Source organism: Fibrobacter sp. UWH5 (genome assembly GCF_900142505.1).
Classification (GTDB): domain Bacteria; phylum Fibrobacterota; class Fibrobacteria; order Fibrobacterales; family Fibrobacteraceae; genus Fibrobacter.
Window position 1 is genome coordinate 124,577 of the sequence record NZ_FRBB01000002.1, and the last position, 19,809, is coordinate 144,385.

General features: G+C 49.3%; 15 protein-coding genes. 2 read left to right on the forward strand and 13 right to left on the reverse strand.

The window, feature by feature from the left end; genetic code table 11:
• Nucleotides 1-10: 10 nt before the first annotated feature.
• Genes murF through BUB38_RS03410 form a run of 6 tightly spaced genes read right to left on the reverse strand, consistent with a single transcriptional unit; the run spans nucleotide 11 to nucleotide 6,555 of the window.
• Nucleotides 11-1,393, reverse strand: coding sequence for a UDP-N-acetylmuramoyl-tripeptide--D-alanyl-D-alanine ligase (gene murF, locus BUB38_RS03385; protein ID WP_073157050.1), 1,383 nt, complete (start codon nucleotides 1,391-1,393; stop codon nucleotides 11-13).
• Entirely contained in the window at nucleotides 1,386-2,822 is a 1,437-nt protein-coding gene (locus BUB38_RS03390) for a UDP-N-acetylmuramoyl-L-alanyl-D-glutamate--2,6-diaminopimelate ligase (RefSeq protein WP_073157053.1), read from the reverse strand. Before BUB38_RS03390 ends, murF begins: the two co-directional genes overlap by 8 nt.
• The gene (locus BUB38_RS03395; RefSeq protein WP_249269294.1) at nucleotides 2,822-4,738 is read right to left on the reverse strand and encodes a penicillin-binding protein; all 1,917 of its coding nucleotides are present in this window, start codon (nucleotides 4,736-4,738) and stop codon (nucleotides 2,822-2,824) included. The genes BUB38_RS03390 and BUB38_RS03395 overlap by 1 nt, the downstream gene beginning before the upstream one ends.
• Complete coding sequence (locus BUB38_RS03400; RefSeq protein ID WP_073157055.1) at nucleotides 4,735-5,046, reverse strand: hypothetical protein; 312 nt, start codon at nucleotides 5,044-5,046, stop codon at nucleotides 4,735-4,737. Before BUB38_RS03400 ends, BUB38_RS03395 begins: the two co-directional genes overlap by 4 nt.
• Nucleotides 5,043-6,089 carry a 16S rRNA (cytosine(1402)-N(4))-methyltransferase RsmH gene (gene rsmH, locus BUB38_RS03405; protein WP_073157058.1) on the reverse strand — a complete coding sequence of 349 codons (1,047 nt, stop codon included), beginning with the start codon at nucleotides 6,087-6,089 and terminating at the stop codon, nucleotides 5,043-5,045. Before rsmH ends, BUB38_RS03400 begins: the two co-directional genes overlap by 4 nt.
• A complete protein-coding gene (locus BUB38_RS03410; RefSeq protein ID WP_073157061.1) occupies nucleotides 6,076-6,555 on the reverse strand; it encodes a division/cell wall cluster transcriptional repressor MraZ in 480 nt (159 codons plus the stop codon). Before BUB38_RS03410 ends, rsmH begins: the two co-directional genes overlap by 14 nt.
• A gap of 313 nt (nucleotides 6,556-6,868) precedes the next feature.
• On the opposite strand from BUB38_RS03410, the gene fliB reads away from it, so the two are divergent.
• A complete protein-coding gene (gene fliB / locus BUB38_RS16235; protein WP_073157064.1) occupies nucleotides 6,869-8,077 on the forward strand; it encodes a flagellin lysine-N-methylase in 1,209 nt (402 codons plus the stop codon).
• Nucleotides 8,074-9,054, forward strand: a complete 981-nt coding sequence (locus BUB38_RS03420) for a DUF1848 domain-containing protein (protein ID WP_073157067.1) — start codon at nucleotides 8,074-8,076, stop codon at nucleotides 9,052-9,054. Before fliB ends, BUB38_RS03420 begins: the two co-directional genes overlap by 4 nt.
• 25 nt (nucleotides 9,055-9,079) lie before the next feature.
• Here BUB38_RS03420 and BUB38_RS03425 read toward each other — a convergent pair whose 3' ends face one another.
• From BUB38_RS03425 to BUB38_RS03455, 7 genes are all read right to left on the reverse strand, one after another.
• A complete protein-coding gene (locus BUB38_RS03425; RefSeq protein ID WP_073157070.1) occupies nucleotides 9,080-11,338 on the reverse strand; it encodes a hypothetical protein in 2,259 nt (752 codons plus the stop codon).
• Between the two features lie 19 nt (nucleotides 11,339-11,357).
• On the reverse strand, nucleotides 11,358-12,008 hold the full coding sequence (locus BUB38_RS03430; RefSeq protein ID WP_256382239.1) for an ABC transporter permease: 651 nt from the start codon (nucleotides 12,006-12,008) through the stop codon (nucleotides 11,358-11,360).
• A 123-nt stretch (nucleotides 12,009-12,131) separates the two neighbouring features.
• Nucleotides 12,132-13,820 (reverse strand): energy-dependent translational throttle protein EttA, encoded by a 1,689-nt coding sequence (ettA, locus tag BUB38_RS03435; RefSeq protein WP_073157073.1) that lies wholly within the window; start codon nucleotides 13,818-13,820, stop codon nucleotides 12,132-12,134.
• Nucleotides 13,821-13,915: 95 nt separating this feature from the next.
• A complete protein-coding gene (locus BUB38_RS03440; RefSeq protein ID WP_139258198.1) occupies nucleotides 13,916-14,509 on the reverse strand; it encodes a hypothetical protein in 594 nt (197 codons plus the stop codon).
• Nucleotides 14,510-14,605: 96 nt separating this feature from the next.
• Nucleotides 14,606-15,127, reverse strand: a complete 522-nt coding sequence (locus BUB38_RS03445) for an OmpH/Skp family outer membrane protein (RefSeq protein ID WP_073157078.1) — start codon at nucleotides 15,125-15,127, stop codon at nucleotides 14,606-14,608.
• A 9-nt stretch (nucleotides 15,128-15,136) separates the two neighbouring features.
• Nucleotides 15,137-17,890: a BamA/OMP85 family outer membrane protein gene (locus BUB38_RS03450; RefSeq protein ID WP_249269292.1), complete on the reverse strand. Its 2,754-nt coding sequence runs from the start codon at nucleotides 17,888-17,890 to the stop codon at nucleotides 15,137-15,139.
• A gap of 209 nt (nucleotides 17,891-18,099) precedes the next feature.
• Nucleotides 18,100-19,797 (reverse strand): LamG domain-containing protein, encoded by a 1,698-nt coding sequence (locus BUB38_RS03455; RefSeq protein WP_254794869.1) that lies wholly within the window; start codon nucleotides 19,795-19,797, stop codon nucleotides 18,100-18,102.
• Nucleotides 19,798-19,809 lie beyond the last annotated feature (12 nt).

The window sequence follows — 19,809 nt, forward strand, 5'->3', positions numbered from 1 at the left end:
CTTACTATCCTTATGCCTTAACCTTGGTAAGCTTTAACATTGCTTCAACAACCTGTTCCATGTGCATGCCACGAGAGCCCTTCACCAGAAGCACATCCCCTTCGGCAACAACTTCAGACAGTTCCGCATTCAATTCCTGCACGGAATCGAAATGATAGGCGGACTTCATACCCTTGGACTTTGCGCCCTTCACATAGAGCTTAGCCTTTTCACCTACGGTGAACAGCATGTCAAAATTCATTTCGGGAACCATGGCACCCATTTCCAGATGGAGGGCGTCGGTCTTGTCACCCAGTTCCAGCATATCGCCGAGAACGGCAATGCGACGGGCAACCTTCATGTTTCCGATAGTCTGCAGGGCCATCTTGGTAGAAGACGGATTGGCATTGTAGCAGTCAGACACGATGGAGAAACCGTTGGCCTTCTTCAGTTCCATACGCATGTTGGTAGAATGGAAACCAGCCAGAGCCTTGGCGATGTCCGTCTTGGAGACTTTGAAAGCCTCGCCAATTGCAATGGCGGCCAGGGCATTATAAACGTTATGGATGCCCGGAACAGACAATTCAAACTTGGTGCGGCCGATGTAGAAGGTAGCACAGTTGTCTTCATTGTAAGACAGCTTTTCGGGCTTATAGATACCACGCTTGATACCGAAAGTCACTACCTTGTAGCTGGTGTTGGAACGCAACTTGCACAGACGTTCGTCATCGGCATTCACGATCAGGAGGCCGTTCTTCTTGAGGCCTGCAGTAATGGTACGCTTTTCGGCAAATACGCCGTCAAAGTCAATCAGCTTTTCCAGATGGCTGGCACCGATATTGGTAATCACAGCTACATCCGGTTCAGTAGCCATAGACAGCGGACGAATTTCATCGGGACCGCTGGTACCCATTTCAATCACAGCCGCTTCATGGGAATGCTTCAGCTGGAACAAGGTCATGGGAACGCCAATGTGGTTGTTGAAGTTACCGGCAGTAGCGTGGGTGTTGTACTTCATAGAAAGTACAGCCTTAGTCATTTCCTTGGTGGTAGTCTTGCCGTTAGATCCAGTAATGGCCACCTTCTTCACCTTGAAATTCTTCTGGTAGCCCTTGGCGAGCTTCAGCAAAGCCTTGGTGGTATCGTCCACGGGGGCATACATCTTGAAGTTTTCAATACCTTCAGCATCCTGGTTCACAACACTCATCAGAGCTCCATTCTTTTCCATTTCGGTAACAAACTTGTGGGCATCAAAACGTTCGCCCTTAATCGGCCAAAAAACCACACCCTTGGCAGGTTCACGAGAATCCATGCAAAGGTTCACCTTGCGATTCTGTGTACGGGCGTTAACGCCGAAAGCCTGGGTTTCCAGGATTTCAAGCATTTCCTTTATTTTCAGGTCCAGCTTAAACATTTTCCATCGCCTTCACCACTTCTTCGTGGTCGTCAAAATGATGCTTAGTCTTGCCAATGATCTGGTAATCTTCATGGCCCTTACCGGCAACCACAAGCCAGTCGCCATCCTTCAGTTCAGCGCAGGCGCGCTTGATGGCTTCGTCACGAAGTTCCACAACTTCGAACTTGTCAGTCTTCATTCCTGCCTTCACATCGTTAATGATGTCAGCCGGATTTTCGGTACGGGGATTGTCAGAAGTGAGCCAGGCCTTATCGGAGAGACGTTCTGCAATTTCGCCCATAATGGGACGCTTAGTCTTATCGCGATCGCCGCCGCAACCAAAGATGCAGCTGAGCTTACCGCGACACAGGCTACGGGCAGTCATCAGCACACGTTCAAGAGCATCGGGAGTGTGGGCGTAATCCACAATCACATGAATTCCGTTCTTGTTCCAGACCTTTTCGAAACGTCCCGGAACACGAACTTCGGCAAGAGCCTTATCCATAGCAGCCTTGGAAATTCCAACGGCATTGGCCCAGGACAGAACCAACATCACGTTGTCCACATTGAAATCGCCACAAAGGGCAGTTTCAAAATGAGCGTCAGAAGCAGCGCAACCAAAGCCATTCAAATCAAACTTTAAACCGTCTTCGGTATTGAGGACCGTACCGCAGGGCTTTACGTCAGCCTTTTCAGAACCCAGGCGCGAAACGCCAACGGTTTTTAGTCCAGTGGACTTGAGTTCATCACAAAGCAGGGCGCCATGAGCATCATCCACATTGATTACGGCAACACCATCAGAAGCCAGATACTTGGTAAACAGCAACTTCTTTGCATCGAAGTAGGCTTCCATAGTCTTGTGGTAATCCAGATGATCCTGGGTCAGGTTACTGAACAATCCGCTGCGATAGCTAATGCCAGCGACACGGCCCTGATGCAACGCATGAGAAGACGTTTCCATAACCAGGTCGGTACAGCCTGCATCAACAGCCTTTGCCGCAAAGGCAAACAAGTCCAACTGACCCGGAGTCGTCAGGTTTGCGGGAACAGAGGTATTACCCACCTTGTTCTTGATGGTTCCCAACAGGGCAACCTTCTTGCCCGCAGCAGTCAACATAGCATCCATCAAGAAAGCGCTTGTAGTCTTGCCGTTAGTACCAGTAACAGCATGGCAAGTCAACTTCGCAAACGGATCCTTGTAAAAAATCCTTGCCGCTTCCAGACGGGCAGCCTTCACGTTAGACACCTGGATCCACTTGGAAGTCAAACCTTCAGGGGCCACATTTTCACCAACGACAGCAACTGCACCGGCAGCCACCGCGTTACGTGCGAAAACTTCATAACCTTCAGTCGGCAGCGAGAAGAAAAGGTCGCCTGCCTTAACACGGCGGGAGTCGTCGCACAAACCACGAACATTCAAGTTCTTCATCAAAGTTTCAGAAAGCATTAGCTTCTCTCCTTCAACGTGAGTTTGCATACTTGCCCTTTACGTAACACTTCATCGGCCTTCGGGGATTGGGCAACTACGCGACCCTTGCCTGTATATTCAACATTCATGCGGAAGTTACCTGCAATTTCAAGAGCATCCTTCAAGGAGAGGCCTTTCAAATTGGGCATCTTGCCGCCATCCATATTTTCGAGAATCAGGGTGACTCCAACAGAATCATTCACATCGCGACGTTCAGACACAACGCGAAGCCCTTCACCTTCAAACTTGACATTGCAACCCTTGGAAGCAGCCAGGGACTTTGCCGCAGTAGCGAGCATTCCCACATAATCGTCGTTACACTTGGACTTCGCACTCACCAGTTCCAGACTGTGAGACGCAGGAGACAGTTCCGGATGATAGTAGATGCCTTCCATAATGCGGCGGAAAATCGGGCCAGCCGTGTTACCACCGTGATGCTGAGCCGTCTGAGGATCATCTACCAGAACCAGGCAGACATAACGGGCGTTTTCAACCGGAGCAAGTCCAATAAAGGAAGCAACCTGATGTTCTCTATCGTACTTACGGGTTTCCGGATTATACTTTTCTGCAGTACCCGTCTTGCCGCCAAAGACCACATCGGGAATCTTCTTGCTCATGACCTGCTTTGCGGTACCGTTATTCACCACGCGAGAAAGCATGGCGCGAATCATGGACGAAGTTTTTTCAGAAACAACTCGACGAAGTTCCGTAGGTTCGTTCTTTTCAACAAGCTTACCCTTGGAATCACGCCATTCCTTAACGAGCATAGGCTTCATCAGCTTGCCACCGTTTGCAATTGCAGCATAGGCCATCACCATCTGAATGGGAGTCACCAGCACAGAATGGCCAAAGCCCATAGACTTAAGGTCACTGCCGCTATTGCTGGCCAAGGTCACGTGATCCTTCAAGGCGCCAGATTCCTCGCCATAGAAATATTCAGAAGTCTTTTCGCCAAGGCCAAAATGCTTTGCGGTAATGTAAAGATTCTTAGCCCCCACTTCGGTGGCAATCTTCGCGAACACCACATTGGAAGACTGCACCATGGCTTCGGGCATATTCATATCGCCGTACACATGGGTGTCGCAAATGGGAGCAGACTTGGGATTCCATGTCCAGCAACGACCTTCGTTGGGGAACACCTGATTGGTATCCACAGCACCGCTTTCGAGAGCAGCAGCAGCGGTAATCAACTTGAAAGTAGAACCCGGTTCGTATGCCATAGCCACGATATCATTCTTGGCCATGCTGCCCACACCCTGATTCTTGGAATTGGGATCAAAGGTCGGATAGCTAGCCATGGCGAGAATTTCACCCGTATACGGGTCCACAACCACAGCGCTTGCGCTCTTGGCAATATAGCGGGACACGCCATCCTTCAATTCCTTTTCGACGAGTTCCTGCATATTGCGGTCAATAGTCAGCACCAGGTTCTTACCCGGTTCAGCCTCGGCCACATTTTCGGAACGTCCATAAATTTCACGTTTGCGAGCGTCCTGAATGCTCACGCGGAAACCTTCATTGCCGCGCAGGCGGGAATCGAACATACGTTCTACACCAAGGCTGCCTTCACCACTGCGGTTCACCTTCCCAACAATCTGGGAAGCCAGCTTGCCCTGCAAGAAAATGCGGCTATAATCTTCAGACTTACCGGTATCGCGAAGATTTTCGGCAAACACCACACCGTTACGATCCATAATCTGGCCACGTTCGGCATAGATGTTCTTGGTATGAGTCACCATGCTCTTGGTTTCAGCCTGGTAGATTTCTCGGTTCAGAACTTGAATATTGAAAGTCTGCCATGTCAAAACAAGGATAAAACCAAGAACCAGCATTTTCCAGATGGAAATTGCGTCCAGGTTAATCACCTTCAATGCTTCAAGATTCACAAACTTCACTTGGAACCCCCTACCACACGGACCTTGGTGGGAACCTGATTGAGGCCAAGTTCAGCTGTTTCAGCAAAGTCATTCAACTTTTCAAGAGAAGACAGTCTGTTGATTTCCAGTTCCTGCAGCAGAATCTCGCGGCGAAGCATATTCACCGTTTCAGAAAGTTCATGGGACTTCGCATAAAGACGAGTCATTCGATTCTGCATGTACAAGGGCAAAATCAGCAAGAGCCCTGCCACCAGCACAAGGCAGAGGAAACACCGCACAATAAAGCGGTTAGAGTAATTCACGAAATTTTTGGTTTCTTCGTTCATACCCTCTCGTACACTCTCAGCTTTGCAGAGCGAGCCCTACTGTTCTTTGCAATTTCATCATTGGAAGGAAGAATCGGCTTGCGATTTACCTTCTTCAGACGCTGGTGATTTCCGCCGCACATGCACACCGGCAAATGTTCCGGGCAAATGCAAGCCTTTTCAAATTCAGCACAAGTATCCTTCACGCAGCGGTCTTCTACAGAGTGGTAGCTCATGACCACCAGACGACCGCCCACCTTCAGGCAATCCACTGCAGAACGGATACTGGTTTCAATCTGGCGCAGTTCGCCATTCACTTCCATACGAACAGCCTGGAACACGCGAGCCAGCAGGCTGTTGGCGTCACGGCGCTTGTCCGGGAATACGGATTCCACAACGGACTTGATATCGCTAGGCAGGATATCGCGGCCCTCGCGACCAGTTTCTGTAGCAACTTCAATAATGCGAGTTGCCAGCTTAAAGGCGCGATCCATATCAGCGTTCTTACGCAGGGCTTCAGCCAAGTCATCGGCGCTTACACTACGCAACCATTCCTGGGCAGAAACTTCTTCACGACGATCCATACGCAGGTCTAACGGATTATTGCCAACGAAAGTAAAACCACGGGTAGAATCGTCTACCTGATGGCTACTAATTCCCAGATCATAGAGAACGCCGTCCAAGGAATCAGCCGGAATCTCTTCGCCCAGCATGGCAAAGGGAACCGGATGCACCACAAACTTGGGAAGACCTTCACCGTTGCTAACGGCAGAAAGGCGCTTAGTCGCAAACTTTACCGCATCATCATCGCGGTCAAAGGAATGCAAGGTTCCTTCGGCAGAAAGGCGGGTCGCAATAGCATAGGAGTGGCCGCCACCGCCCAAGGTACAGTCAGCAAAAGTTCCACCGGCTAGGATTTCAGCACCTTCAAGGCGGAGACCTTCAAGGCATTCCTTCAGCATTACAGGATCATGGTAGAACACGCCGCCTTCAACTCCGGCGACAGCTGCTTCAGAAATTTTGTTTGTACGTAGAGACTTTACCTGAGGGTCATTTTTGCTCATCAGATCCTCCCGCAAAATCTGCCATACAGAGTCTTTCGAACTCAGCCAGATCCTCTTCGGAATCCATAGCGAACTGAGCTTCATACTTTTCTGTATTCCACAATTCCAACGACTTACCGCCAACAGAGTCCACGAACATTACGCTGTTCGTAAGGCCTGCAAACAGGAGCTTATCCTTAGGGAGTAATATGCGATTCTGGCCGTCGAGCTCAACAGGGATGGCTCTTAGACGCAGACGGAATTTTTGGGCAGCATTGCGGTCGGACCAACGGTCAACCTCAGCTTTGAACTTATCATATTCGGCTCTTACAAACAAACGAAGTCTGTCCTTCATCCAGTTCGTGAGCACGAATTCAGAACCATCCTCAGGGGTCAGTTGACGACGGAATTCCCGAGGGAAGGCGCACCTACCCTTTCCGTCGATGGCCGATTTGGCCTGACCTATGAAATAGTTCTCTAAGCTCATTTTTTTATTCCATCACACAATTACACAACACATGGAATTATTAACACACATTTCAAATATAGCTTACTTCTCCCCACACTTCCCCATTTCAGTGGGAAAACACACCATTTACACCCCTGACTTCACCACACTTCCCCACGAGGTCCGGCTTCTCCATCTCAATCACTCTGATTTTATTACAGAAATCATACCGCCGCCGCAGGTCCGCCCAGAAACAAATGCACACAAGAGCACCACTTTTCTATATTTCCACCCACAAACCACCCCACTACACCCCACAAAAACGTTTTTCTTTCGGGAGTTTTCACAGGATATGCTGCTGCGCGTACCGTCTTTCTACAACAAGTTTTGCTGCCTTGCCGACAAATGCACCGACACCTGCTGCGTCGGCTGGGAAATCGACGTCGACGAAATCAGCCTTTCCAAGTACAGGGACCTCGCCGAAAACACATCCCCGAAATGCGAAAGGGACGAAAAGAAAATCGCCTTCGCCAAAATTTTGATGGAAAACATCCAGGACGGGCATTTCATCTTAAAGCCCGGCGACCGCTGTCCCTTCCTTATGAAAAACGGCCTTTGCGAAATGATCTGCAAACTGGGGTGCAACGGATCCGACTTAGATGAATCCGGCGAAAGCGTTCTCTGCGACATCTGCCGCGAGCACCCCCGCTTTGTGGAAGTTTACGGGGACATCATGGAAAAGGGCGTCGGCCTTTGCTGCGAAGAAGCCGTTAGACTATTACTCACCAGCGATTCACAAGACGACTCCACCATCTGTCATTCTGAGCTATACGAAACTAAGAACTTTAGTTCTCAAGTTGAGTTATGCCCTTTGGGTAGAAGCACGAAGTGCGAAGTCGAAGAATCTAGCAACGTTCTAAATCTCGTCAAAAGTGAAATTGACGAAGAACCCGACGAAATGCCCGAAGGCGCCGAAGAAGCCCGAGACGCCATCTTCGCAGAACGGGAACACATTTTTGAATTACTGGCAAATAAAAGCAAGCCTCTGAACCAGAGGCTCATAGAGATTTTGGATTACGTCGAAAATACAAACGCAAACGATAAAGAAAATTCCGATCTCTTAAGTGATGCCGCTACCAAGCAAACCTGGATCGAAATCCTTGGCGAAGGGGAAAGTTTCGGACCCGCCTGGGATAAAGCCTTTGAACGAATGATCCGCAAAGGCTGGGACCGGTCTCAAGATTTATTTTCTGAAGAAGACGGCGAAAAAATCGTAGCCTACCTGATTTTCCGCTATTACGCCAAGAGCCTCTTTGACGGTGACGCCATCACCAAGGTACAGTTCGCTATCTTCTTCTGGATTATCCTGCAACATTTCGGAATGGAACTTTCCGCCGAAGTTCCTGAAGGCGCCGCAGATCTTACCCGCAAAATCAATGCGGTAAAGCTTTTAAGCAAGCAGACAGAATACTCCGAAGAAATCATGGACATCCTGGCAGATAACTTCTACCAGAACGAGGCTTTCTGTACGGAACAGTTCCGCAGCATTCTATCCCCATGATCATTTCAGCCAGCATCCGCACGGATCTTCCCGCCTTTTACTCCAAATGGTTTCTGAATCGGATTCGAGAAGGTTTCGTCCTGGTACGCAACCCTTACAATCAGGATTACATTACCCGATACCAGCTGGACCCAAGTGTAGTTGACTGTATTTTCTTCTGCACCAAGAATCCAACCCCGCTCCTTCCCCATCTTGACGAAATCAAAGATTTCCGCTGGGCATGGCATATCACCCTCACCCCCTACGGCAAGGACATCGAGCCCAACGTTCCCGACAAGCGATTGATCGTGGAACAATTCAAGAAGTTGTCGGACTTGGTTAACACCCATAATGGCGGCCAGGATGCAGTACAGTGGCGTTATGACCCCATCTGCATTACAGAACGTTACACCGTGGAGCAGCACATCAAATCCTTCGAGGTGATGGCCGCTCTGCTAGAAGGCTACACCCACACCTGCATCATCAGCTTCGTGGACATTTTCAATTGCGTCACCAGGAACTTCCCTGACCTTAAAGAAGTTTCCTGGGAAGATCAAATTACCCTCACCAAAGCCTTTGTGGAAATCGGTCGCCTGCACGGCATAAACATAAAGACATGCGTGGAAAGTTCCGCCCTGGCAGAATTCGGAGCAGATTGCAGCGGATGTTCCACTCCAGATTTTTTTGAGAAAGCCTTAGGCCTTAAAGAAAAAGGTCTTACCTTCGTGCCGCCAAAGAAGAAATTTGCCCGCGAGGAATGTTCCGCCTGCGTGGTAGGCGGAGACATCGGCAATTACAGCAACTGCCCGCACCTTTGCAAATATTGTTACGCCAACTACGGCAAGGATCAAGTGCTAAGCAAGCACAACATGCACGATCCGAATTCACCGCTGATTATCGGTAACGTTAAGCCTGGCGAAATCGTCCACCCGGCAAAACAAATCAGCTGGATAAAGAAAAAGCCCGACATTCAGCCGGACTTGTTCGAAAACATCTAGAGTTCTAAAGAGCCATATAGGCTACTTAGCGCACATTAATCACCTTATGTGCAGTCCCTGACTTCAGCAAATAGCGACCAGATCGGGGCAGATCCAGCAGCATCACATTTCTGTCGGCGGTAACATTTCTGATAACCCTACCCTGCATATCGAAAACGGCAACAGAAGAACCGGGCTTCAAACCGCCAATCATAACAGATCGATCAACAACGGAAATCCGCAATGCATTTTGCAAATGACTTTTCACAACCGTCGTTTCGGAATCACCATTCCCAGAATCATCATCCTCGGGATCGTCCGCCGGGTCCTTCACAGGATCCTTTGCAGGAATTTCAGAAGACTCAACAGAAATGAGCACCGTCTCTAAAGACTGTACAAAGCTGTACACCCCATCCTTTTCAGAAAGAACCGGACAAGTCTTTCCATCTTCACACACCAAAGACACGGCAGCCTCGAAACCTTCATCACAGGTTACCGTAAATTCCGCGGCACCTCCATAGAAAAGCTTTGCAGACAGACCTTCCACAGAGCAGTGTTCATCGTTGTTTTTAGCCACGGCATATTCACGTTTCTTACGTTCAACGCTAACAGAAACAGGAACCGACGGCATCAAGAAAATTTCAGACCAGCAGCCATCATCATCACAACTCAATAGTTTGAGTTTCATCTCCTGATTTTCATCTCCATTTTTATAGCTGAACATAACTTCACCTATATCGGAGCCCACTTCCTCTCCTACATAAATTCGAACGGCGTCTCCAGGCAAAGCATAATCCGCATAAACGGAATCCCCGTCCATATCAGCATCTGGGTACACCACGAAAGAGGAACTAGTATCCTCCAGAATCACCGCATACTTTAACTGTCCCCCAGACAAAACCACATTAGAAGCAGGCATGGTAAAGCTATACTCACCGCCAGCAGAATCAACGGACGAAAGATCAGAAGACCCCTCTTCACCGACCACAGGCAATTCCGCTAAAGCATAACCGGCTTCGCACACGACATTAAACTTAACCTTATCGCCAGCATTGGCAGAATCAGGCAATCCCTTGGCCACGCAAATTCCATCAAGTTCATTGCCAACACCATAATTGACCAGACCACGAGTCACCTTAAATACAACAGGTGCCGCCGGCATCTTGAAAGTACCGCTAGTGCAATCCTTATTGGCAGAACAGGAAAGAAGTTTCAACTCACCCTTAACAGAGTCAGCGCCGTCATAATAACTATAACTGATAGACTTGATAACTTCCGAAGAAAGGTGTTTAGCCTTTATGGTATAATTAATTCCCGAGTCATAGAACCCTTCGTTGGAAGTATAATAATCCACATAGGATTCCCCCTCATCTTCAAATGTTACTTTATATTGAAGTTTACCCTTTACGACAGATGCGGAGTTGCCCTTCGTCATCGAATAAATGCCATTCTTATCTGCAGAAATATCCTTATAGCAGGATTTATCGTTTTTGTCTCCACATTCCTGATAAACCTTGCTCAAGAAATATCCTTCATCGCAATGAACGGTAAACTTCACACGGTCTGCAGATTCTGCCGTAGCCGGAAGACCACTGGTTTTGCAATGTTCGCCAAGATCTTCGCTAAGGGAGGTGTCGATTTTCTTAAACACGGCATCCACTTCATAGGCATGCCCCTGTCCATCATAACTAAATTCGGTAATTTCGTTAGCCTGATTAATTGATGTAGAATAAGGTTTCTTATTCCAGTTTCTCATATTTACAGACGACAGGTAGTAGCCTTCATCCGCATCCACCAAGAAAACGACATTGGCAGAAACATAATAGTTTTCACCTTTATAGGTATCTCGTACGGTATTCTTAATCGTTACAGAGCCGTTGCCCTCTACATAGACCTTAATGGTATAAAGCGGGAAAATGCTTAAACTTACATCAGCATTCCATTCACTCATGGTAAATTTATAACGCTTACCCTTCTCAATTTCAGTCATGCGACCGTTTATGTAGTACTTCGGCGTGTGATAGGCATTCACGGCAAGATAGGCGGCGTCAAGCATAAATACACCTTCATCATCTCGCTTAACGTCTACATCCACATAAAGAACCGTCCCCGGTTTCACCCTAGCGCTATCGGCGAGAATCGTACCATCCTCTGTAGACACCCTATAGGTTGCCCCACCGTTCTTGACTTTTCTCTGGACAAGCATCACGGTGCCATTTTCGTCGGTCCCATCCTTCTTTTCGCTATCTTCGGCATAGGCCATAGACACAATCATGAGCAAAACGAATACGATCCAAAATTTCATTCGCAACTTTTTCTACCTTTTACAAACTAATGAACTTCCGCATTCCCACAACAGTAGCGGCAACACAAACCGCTAACGAGAAACCAAGCGCCACCACAGGCATCATCATATCCCGCAAGAAAGTCTGATAACCGAGCTGCACCAAAAGCAAAAGCGGAATAATAAAGAACAGCGTCCCCTGAGTGGCTGCGCGAACAGTTTTCGCCTTAAGAGAAAGCAACAAGGAAAAGGCATTCACTAAAAGACAAGCTGACATAGAACCAAGAATCGCAGCAACCGCCACCTCACCGTTCACAACATCAGAGTGCGCGCCCCAATACACTAGCTGACAAATCAACGAAAACATCAACGGGAACGGCAGCACCGCCAAAAACTTACCCCAGAACAGGTGTGCAGGCTTCACTGGAGAAAGTTGCAACAGTTCCAGGGAATTTCTTTCACGTTCGCCAGCAAAGCTATCGGCAGCAAGAGGCGCACCCATAGGCGCCATGAGGCAACCAAGCAACAGCATCATGTAGCCGTCCATGCCCTGCATAATCTGTCCGCCATAGCGAGAAACGGCAATCCCCTGGGACGCCGCCAACAGCACCGGAGGAATCACAAAAGGAATCCAGAAGCGGGGCTCCCGGAAAACCAACCGCAGTTCATGCTTTAGAACGTGAAGAATCATGCAAATTGCTACGCAATTTAATTACGAATTATGAATTACAAAGTACGAAATACAACATTCCGCAACTTTCTCATAATTCATAACTCGTAAATCGTAATTCACGAAACAAGTTTCCAAAGGAAACTAGTTTCGTGTCAGAGTCTTGTACTTGATAGGCTTGGGGTTTTCCGCATCTTCGCCAAGACGCTTGCGGCGATCGGCTTCGTATTCGCTCCAGTTACCTTCGAACCAGACCACATTGGAATCACCTTCGTAAGCGAGAATGTGGGTAGCGATACGGTCCAGGAACCAGCGGTCATGGGAGATGATCACGGCGCAGCCTGCGAACTTGAGGATTGCCTGTTCCAGAGCCTGGAGGGTTTCGATATCCAAGTCGTTGGTCGGTTCGTCAAGGAACAACAGGTTACCCGGCTGCTGCAGGTTCTTGGCCATAAGCACGCGGTTACGTTCACCACCGGAAAGGGTGGAAAGCTTCTTCTGCTGGGCAGCGCCAGTGAAATTGAACAAACCACAGTAGGCACGGCCATTCATCTTGCGGTCGCCCACCATAATTTCGTCATTGCCGCCAGTAATGGTTTCCCACACAGTCTTGGAATCGTCCAGGGAATCGCGGCCCTGTTCCATACTGATGATCTGCACGGTCTCGCCAATCTTCAAGGTACCAGCATCCGGCTTTTCGGTTCCGGTGATCATCTTGAAGAGCGTGGTCTTACCAGCACCGTTGGGGCCGATAATGCCCACAATACCGGAGCGGGGCAGGCTGAAGTTCATATCGTCGAAAAGCACCTTTTCGCCAAAGGCCTTCTGCAAATGTTCGGCCTGAATAACGATGTCACCCAGACGGTTGCCGTTGGCAATGTGAATCTGAGCCACGTTGATCTTCTCTCTGGAATCTTCAGCCAGGAGTTCTTCGTAAGCCTTAAGACGAGCCTTGTTCTTGGCCTGGCGAGCCTTGGGACTCTGCTTGACCCATTCCTGTTCGCGAGCCAGGCGCTTCTGACGGTCAGATTCGCCCTTTTCTTCACCGCGCATACGTTCCAGCTTCTGGTCCAGCCACTGGGCGTAATTGCCTTCCCAAGGAATGCCGCGACCGCGGTCGATTTCAAGAATCCAGTTGGTCACGTTATCCAGGAAGTAACGGTCATGGGTCACGAGAATGACGGATCCCTTGTATTCACGTAGGTGACGTTCCAACCATGCAACAGTTTCTGCATCCAAGTGGTTGGTAGGTTCATCCAAGAGCAACAGGTCCGGTTCTTCCAAGAGCAGGCGGCACAGAGCCACGCGGCGCTTTTCACCACCGGAAAGGTTGGTCACCGGCCAGTCACCCGGCGGGCAACGGAGGGCGTCCATAGCAATTTCAATATTGCGGTCCAGGCTCCACAAATCCTGAGCGTCAATGATGTCCTGAAGCTTGGCCTGTTCGTCCAGGAGCTTGTTCATTTCATCATCTTCCATGGGTTCTGCAAACTTCATGGAGATTTCGTTGAAGCGGTCAAGAATAGCCTGTTTCTTGGCCACAGCCTGCATCACGTTTTCCTTGACGGTCAGGTTCGGATCCAGCTGAGGTTCCTGAGGCAGGTAGCCAGCGGTACGACCCGGTTCAATCCAAGCTTCGCCCTGGAATTCCTTATCGATACCAGCCATAATACGCAGAAGCGTAGACTTACCGGCACCATTCTGACCGATAATACCAATCTTAGCGCCATAGTAGAAGCTAAGGGAGATGTCCTTCAAGACTTCCTTGTTGGGGTAAGACTTGCACATCTTGTACATGTAGAATACAAACTTTTCTGCTTTATTTTCGGCCATAATGAGCTCGCTTCGCTTTGAGGTGTGAGGTCGGTCGCTACGCTCCCTTTGAGGTATGAGCGTTTTTATTTACTACTTAAATATAAAAAATTCATCTAGTCCATTACGCAGGGAATCGCTTCTTCTTCAACCCAGTTGCCGGCAGTACATGTGTAAAGCGTCCAATGGTCTTTATCATAGACCGTCCAGCCTTCCGTAGAACTAGCACACTGCATATTCAGGTTTTCAATATTGCTGATGGTAATCTGCGCACCACCTTCATAGCAATCTGTCGCAGGTTCAAAAATAGACTCCGAGCTCTCGCTAGAAGAAGACGGGCTTTCATCAATGACATCACTGGAGCTTTCTGCCAAAGCATCGGAACTCGAAGACGGCTCTGCAGAATCTTCACAAACAGAAGGCTGATAGTCGCTGAGATAAACCCAATCTTCCCCATCGCATTCCATCACATGATCCATTTCTACAAGATAAACATGGGCGCACTTGTACGATACACGACACTTGTATTCATTTGCCAGGGAATCCAGCGTCATTACCGTATCCGGCAACACCAGAGTGTCATTGCCCGGCACAGGATTTTCCTGATCCGTTCCAGAAGATTCACTAGGTGAACTGCTATCGTCTCCGCAGGCAACAAAATTCATTGCCGTGAAAAGCATTGCAATCAACATCCAAACTCTACGTTTCATATTCGCTCCAAATAAAAATACCGCAGGCAACCCCGCGGCATTAAGATAACTTTTAATCGGCGCCAAAACAAGTTCAGCCCGACTTGTGATGATCAATTATCTATTGTTCAAATAGTCCAGTACCTTATTGGTCAGGTCGTTTTCCTTCTTCCAGAAAAGCACGGCGCCGGTAGCACGATCCACCACCATGTCGTAACCTTCCTGCAAGGCAATTTCAGTGACGGCCTTACGGATCAGCTGAATAATGGGGCCGCTGATTTTTTCGTTTTCAGAAATCAGTTCTCCCTTACGGCCATAGACGCGGTCCATGAAGTTCTTCAGTTCCGTATCCTTCTTGGCGTATTCCGCTTCCAGTTCGCGCTTCTTTTCATCAGAAAGCATCAGAACCTGCTTGTCCAGTTTTTCCTTAATGGCAGAAAGTTCCTTCTGGAGCAGGTTACCCTGCTGTTCCCATTTTGCCACCTGGCGGTCATATTCTTCCTGAGCCTTCTTCGTGCCCTTATAACCGTCAAAAATCAGCTTGGAATCCACATGAGCAATACGCAGACCATCTTCGGCGAAACCGGAGGTCGCACCGAACAAGGCAATCATCAAAACGATCAGAAGTTTCTTAACCATAATTCCTCCTTAGAAGCCCTGGCCAATCACGAAGTTGAATTCCATGTCGCCAACAGCACTACGCTGGAAACCGCTGTAGGTTTCACCCACATCCAGAGGCCATGCGAAGTCGAAGCCGATAATACCAAGCATAGGCACAACAACGCGGAAACCAAAGCCGATATCCTTCTTCAAGCTAGTGGGATCCCATTCGCTAAGCGGGTTGTGGCTGGGCTTTTCAACCTTGGTCTTGGGATTATAACGCTCACCGAATACGTTACCGGCATCAAAGAAGAAGGGCAACAGGTAGAAGGTCTGAGGCACAAGGCCCAACTGAAGTTCCGCACCGACATACTGGTAGCTGCGGCCCAGACGGCGGTAGCCAAGAGAACCGGAACTATAACCGCGCATGCATCCTTCGTAGCCCATCACGCCACCCATGGAGTACAGAGTGCGATACTGCAACTGGTCACCGAAAATCACACCATACTGGTTCGTGAGAGCAATGCTCAAGCGATCGCGGAACAACGGGAACCACCACTTAATGGTCAACTCCGTCTTCACGAAGTCGAAGTCACTGAAGATAGCGCCATCAGCCCACTGCACATCCAGCACATAGCGAGAGCCGTCTGTGGGGAACTGCGGCAGGTTCTTGTCGTCGCGGAGCAGGCGGAAGTTGATTGCAGATTCAACACCGGAGTAAACCACATAGCTGTCATCGATATTTCGGCCCTGCTTGTTCATGAGCCAGCTATAACCAATCTGACCATAGAAGTAGTCATCGGGCCACTTCAGACGCTTACCCACATAGACGCTTCCGCCATAACGGGTAATGTCCGGGTCGTCATAATCTTCCATATTCCACCAGGAGTAGCTCAAGCTGGCACCCAGGGTAATGGGCTTATCAAGGAACCAAGGTTCCTGGAAGCTGATAGAAGCACTCTTCTTGTCGGCACCATATTCAACGCTGAAGCTAGCGGCCTGACCATCACCCATACAGCAGTTGGGAATAGACACGCTGGCAGTACCCACAAGACCATCGCTTTCGCTATAGGAAACACCCAGGCTGAACTGACCGGTACCCGCTTCCTTTTCCTGAACGGTAAAGTCAAGATCCACTTCCTGGTCGCCCACCACCTTAATGTCGGGCAGAACCATGTCGAAGTAGTTCAGCTGCATGATTTCACGGAAGGAACGTTCTAGCAGGGACTGGCGGTAAGTATCGCCCGGATACAGGCGAACTTCACGACGAATCACCTTTTCGTTAGTCTTGGTATTGCCATGGATGTGAACCTTGTGGATCTGGGCAGGCAGACCTTCGGTCATCTTGTAAGACAGGTTCACAATGGAATCGTTAGTGAAAGTACGTTCTTCTTCGTAAGTTGCAAACAGGTAGCCGTCTTCACGGTAGGCATCAAGCAGAGCCTTGCGGGAAGCGTCATACTTGTACTGGTCAAAGACTTCGCCACTATCAAGACGATAAGCATACTTCAGCATATTGTCGTTCAGCACTTCGTTACCGGAGAAGTGGAGGCCACCCATGTAGTAGCGACGACCTTCGATCATATGAATGTGAATGAGGATCGAGCTGGAAGTCTTGATGTTATCATACTTGTTCAAGGCAGAGAACATGTCTTCGATCATATAGCGCACCACAAGCTTCTGCTCGTAAGCACTCATCTTCTTGATCTTCAACAGGGAGTCAATCTTCGGGTTGTTCCACTTACGGCCCTTTACAATATCAAGCCATTCCTTGCGGGCATCTTCGTAGCGGATAATGTCGTTCAGGTACTTCCAGGCGTCTTCTTCAGACTTGACCTTGGGCATCGGTCTAGTCACCCAGGGCATCTCGCCCACGGCACGATGATTGCGGAACAGGTGAGTTACCTGCATAGTGGGCTTGCCAGCCATCTTGTAGAAAGCGGTGGCGGTATCACCGAGAGCCAGATTCAGCTGATTGTACAGCGGTTCCAGCTTGTCTCCCAGGGGAACCATACGTCCCAGATAGAACAGGCAGGAGGAGTCCGGCAGATATTCAGCGCTATATTCAGTCAGTTCAGCATCCAGGAAACCGAAATGGCGGATGGCGTTCAACACCGTATCGCGGTCGGCTTCGAACACGTTTTCCTTGAATTCGCCGCCGCCCCACCACTGGTCCTGCTTGGTCAGCATATGTTCCAGAATATCTTCGCGGGGCACATTGTCGTTACCCTGGATATCGAAATCACGAACCTTCACCTTGCCGCCTTCACGGACAATGAAGGTCACCAAATTCTTGTTCTCATCTACAGGAGTTTCACGATAGCCCACTTCGGCCAGCAAATAACCTTCGGAACGGTAGTATTCCAAAATAGCCTGGCGGTCACGTTCCAGCTGGCTCTTGCTATAAACCTGGCCCGGAATCAGACGGATCTTCAGGCGCAGATCTTCTTCGGAAACTTCATCACAGCCGTCCAGAACAGCGGTATCCAAGGCAGGAAGTTCCTTAATCTTGAAAATCAAGTCCACATCGGAACCATCACCCACATAGTCAATCCAGGCAGTCACATCGTCAAAAAGACCAGACTCGTACAGAGAAGTCACCGAGGACTGCACCTTTTCGGTAAGACCCGTAGGAGAATAACTCTGGCCATCACGAATACCAATTCGACTCAGCACGGAACGTTCGTCCATATGGACGGTACCTTCCACCTTCACCTTGTGGATCTTATTTTCCACCATATAGCTCTCGGACATTTCGGACATGTCCAACAGCTGGGCCTGAGCCAGACCCACAACAAACATCACTAAAAACAGCAAACGGGTACGCAGAATGAACCTACCTAAATAGAATTTTCAAATTTTTCCGTCCAAAAATACAAAACTTGGAGCTGGGGAGCCCACCCAAAAGACCATTTTTCACCCTATTTACACCACAAAAGAATCGTTAATTTATTTGTGTACGCAAAAAGGGCGGAAAAGTTCCGCCCTAAAACGCAAATTTTTAAAGAAAATTAGAATTTCGCCACTAAAACCGGCCAGTAATCAGAAGGTTTCTGATTCAGGTAAGTCATGTAAGTCCAGGAATTCTCACGATAACTCCCGCCAACGAAAACTTCGTCTATGGCACCGGCAAAACCGCCAATCCTAAAATCAGCAGCCTCGCCACGAACGCCATCCCAATCAGACAAGACCGGCTTTTCGACCTTTGAAGAATTCACAAACAGGCAGCTGTTTCCATTGCCCAACCCATCCATAGAAAGCTTGCTAAAAGCCACATAGACCCACGAAGCCGCCTTCAGCCCTTCGGAACCCGACGTCCAGCTCAATTTATAGCTGGCGGTATCCGCAACATCATCCGAAACCACCCCAGAGGCCAAGTGGTAAAAATTCACCACGAATCCCGAATCCGGAACGTAACGCAGTTCATATTCGCCAGCCTTTTCAAAAATCAGCTGTTCTTCGCCCAGATTATCCAATCGAATCCAGAGAGAGAAACTGAAGACATCTTCGGTACTGAACACCAGGTCCCCATGCAAAGAGGAATCCGCCTCTGCAGAATGATCCGCTACCAGGGCGCTTGTCGCTGACATCTTGACACCGCTACCCACAACCCCGTCCACCAAAGAAACCTCAAAGGCAGTACCGGGGAAGTTCTGCTTTTCTGCCCAGTCCGTTATGGGAGCGATACCATCATCAAAATGCCATACCATGTTATAGGCCCTATTGGTGGGGAACACATCCAGCGCAAAGCCGGAAGTCAGGGCATTATTAAAGACCAGTTCCAGGGAATCTTCCAGATTCAGGGAATCCACGTTCACCCAGAATACCGCCTCCTGGGCCAGGGAATCGAAATAGCCCGAGGTAATGGGCAGTTTCTTACTGGCCGCCCCACCTGCATTAATACGGCGAACTTCCCAGCGGCCATCCATTCCCGCAAGAGTATCAAAGTTGCAGTTTTCAGGAGTCAGGCGTAAGGCCAGCGGAATATCGCTGACAAAGCCCATCAGGGAATCCACACTCCCCTTAGGGGCCGCCAACGGGGCCACAAAACGCATCACCACGGTATCCACCGTAGCAACCGGCTCCGCATCAAAGCCCACCTTTGCTGTATCCTGGGGAGTAACCTTAAGGTTCTTATACAGTTCCACGTTCCCGCCCAGCGACAATCTCAAATCAAGTTCACCCGCCGGCAGGGAGTCCACAAGGATCATTCCACCAGAAACAGAAACTTCTCGATAAATCGTGGTTCCCACTGCGGTTATCACGCCCTCGGCCCCATCAGCCATTTCCGACTTCAGCATCGCATAGCCCGGAACCTTAAGGGTATCGTCCTGAATGACCACGGAATCATGATCCGAGACCACAACATCCTGGACCAGCAAACGTTCGCCAGACACCGCAACCGCTTCAAGGGAATAAGTACCAGCAGCAACTCCGGTCAAACGATAGGAGCCTCTTTCGTCGGTTTCGCCAAAGATACCGACTGAATCGTCAAACACATTGAAATCTTTAGGAACGATACTGACGCGGGCCATAGAAGCCACGCCCTCGCCCAGGTAAAGTCGGCCCTCGATAGAAGCCAACTCCGGCGAACCCGTTTCAGCGCTGTTTCCCGCCACAGAGGTATCGTTAGAACACCCCACCACTCCGGCCAGGAATCCAGCCAGCGCGACACCAAACGTCGCAAAATACGATCTTGCAAAACCCACACTCATCATCCG

Bases quoted from the DNA above. Each gene is read 5' to 3' on its own strand.
- murF (WP_073157050.1), bottom strand. From the start codon at position 1,393: ATGTTTAAGCTGGACCTGAAAATAAAGGAAATGCTTGAAATCCTGGAA.
- BUB38_RS03390 (WP_073157053.1), bottom strand. From the start codon at position 2,822: ATGCTTTCTGAAACTTTGATGAAGAACTTGAATGTTCGTGGTTTGTGC.
- BUB38_RS03400 (WP_073157055.1), bottom strand. From the start codon at position 5,046: ATGAACGAAGAAACCAAAAATTTCGTGAATTACTCTAACCGCTTTATT.
- rsmH (WP_073157058.1), bottom strand. From the start codon at position 6,089: ATGAGCAAAAATGACCCTCAGGTAAAGTCTCTACGTACAAACAAAATT.
- BUB38_RS03410 (WP_073157061.1), bottom strand. From the start codon at position 6,555: ATGAGCTTAGAGAACTATTTCATAGGTCAGGCCAAATCGGCCATCGAC.
- fliB (WP_073157064.1), top strand. From the start codon at position 6,869: ATGCTGCTGCGCGTACCGTCTTTCTACAACAAGTTTTGCTGCCTTGCC.
- BUB38_RS03420 (WP_073157067.1), top strand. From the start codon at position 8,074: ATGATCATTTCAGCCAGCATCCGCACGGATCTTCCCGCCTTTTACTCC.
- BUB38_RS03425 (WP_073157070.1), bottom strand. From the start codon at position 11,338: ATGAAATTTTGGATCGTATTCGTTTTGCTCATGATTGTGTCTATGGCC.
- BUB38_RS03430 (WP_256382239.1), bottom strand. From the start codon at position 12,008: ATGATTCTTCACGTTCTAAAGCATGAACTGCGGTTGGTTTTCCGGGAG.
- ettA (WP_073157073.1), bottom strand. From the start codon at position 13,820: ATGGCCGAAAATAAAGCAGAAAAGTTTGTATTCTACATGTACAAGATG.
- BUB38_RS03440 (WP_139258198.1), bottom strand. From the start codon at position 14,509: ATGAAACGTAGAGTTTGGATGTTGATTGCAATGCTTTTCACGGCAATG.
- BUB38_RS03445 (WP_073157078.1), bottom strand. From the start codon at position 15,127: ATGGTTAAGAAACTTCTGATCGTTTTGATGATTGCCTTGTTCGGTGCG.
- BUB38_RS03450 (WP_249269292.1), bottom strand. From the start codon at position 17,890: ATGTTTGTTGTGGGTCTGGCTCAGGCCCAGCTGTTGGACATGTCCGAA.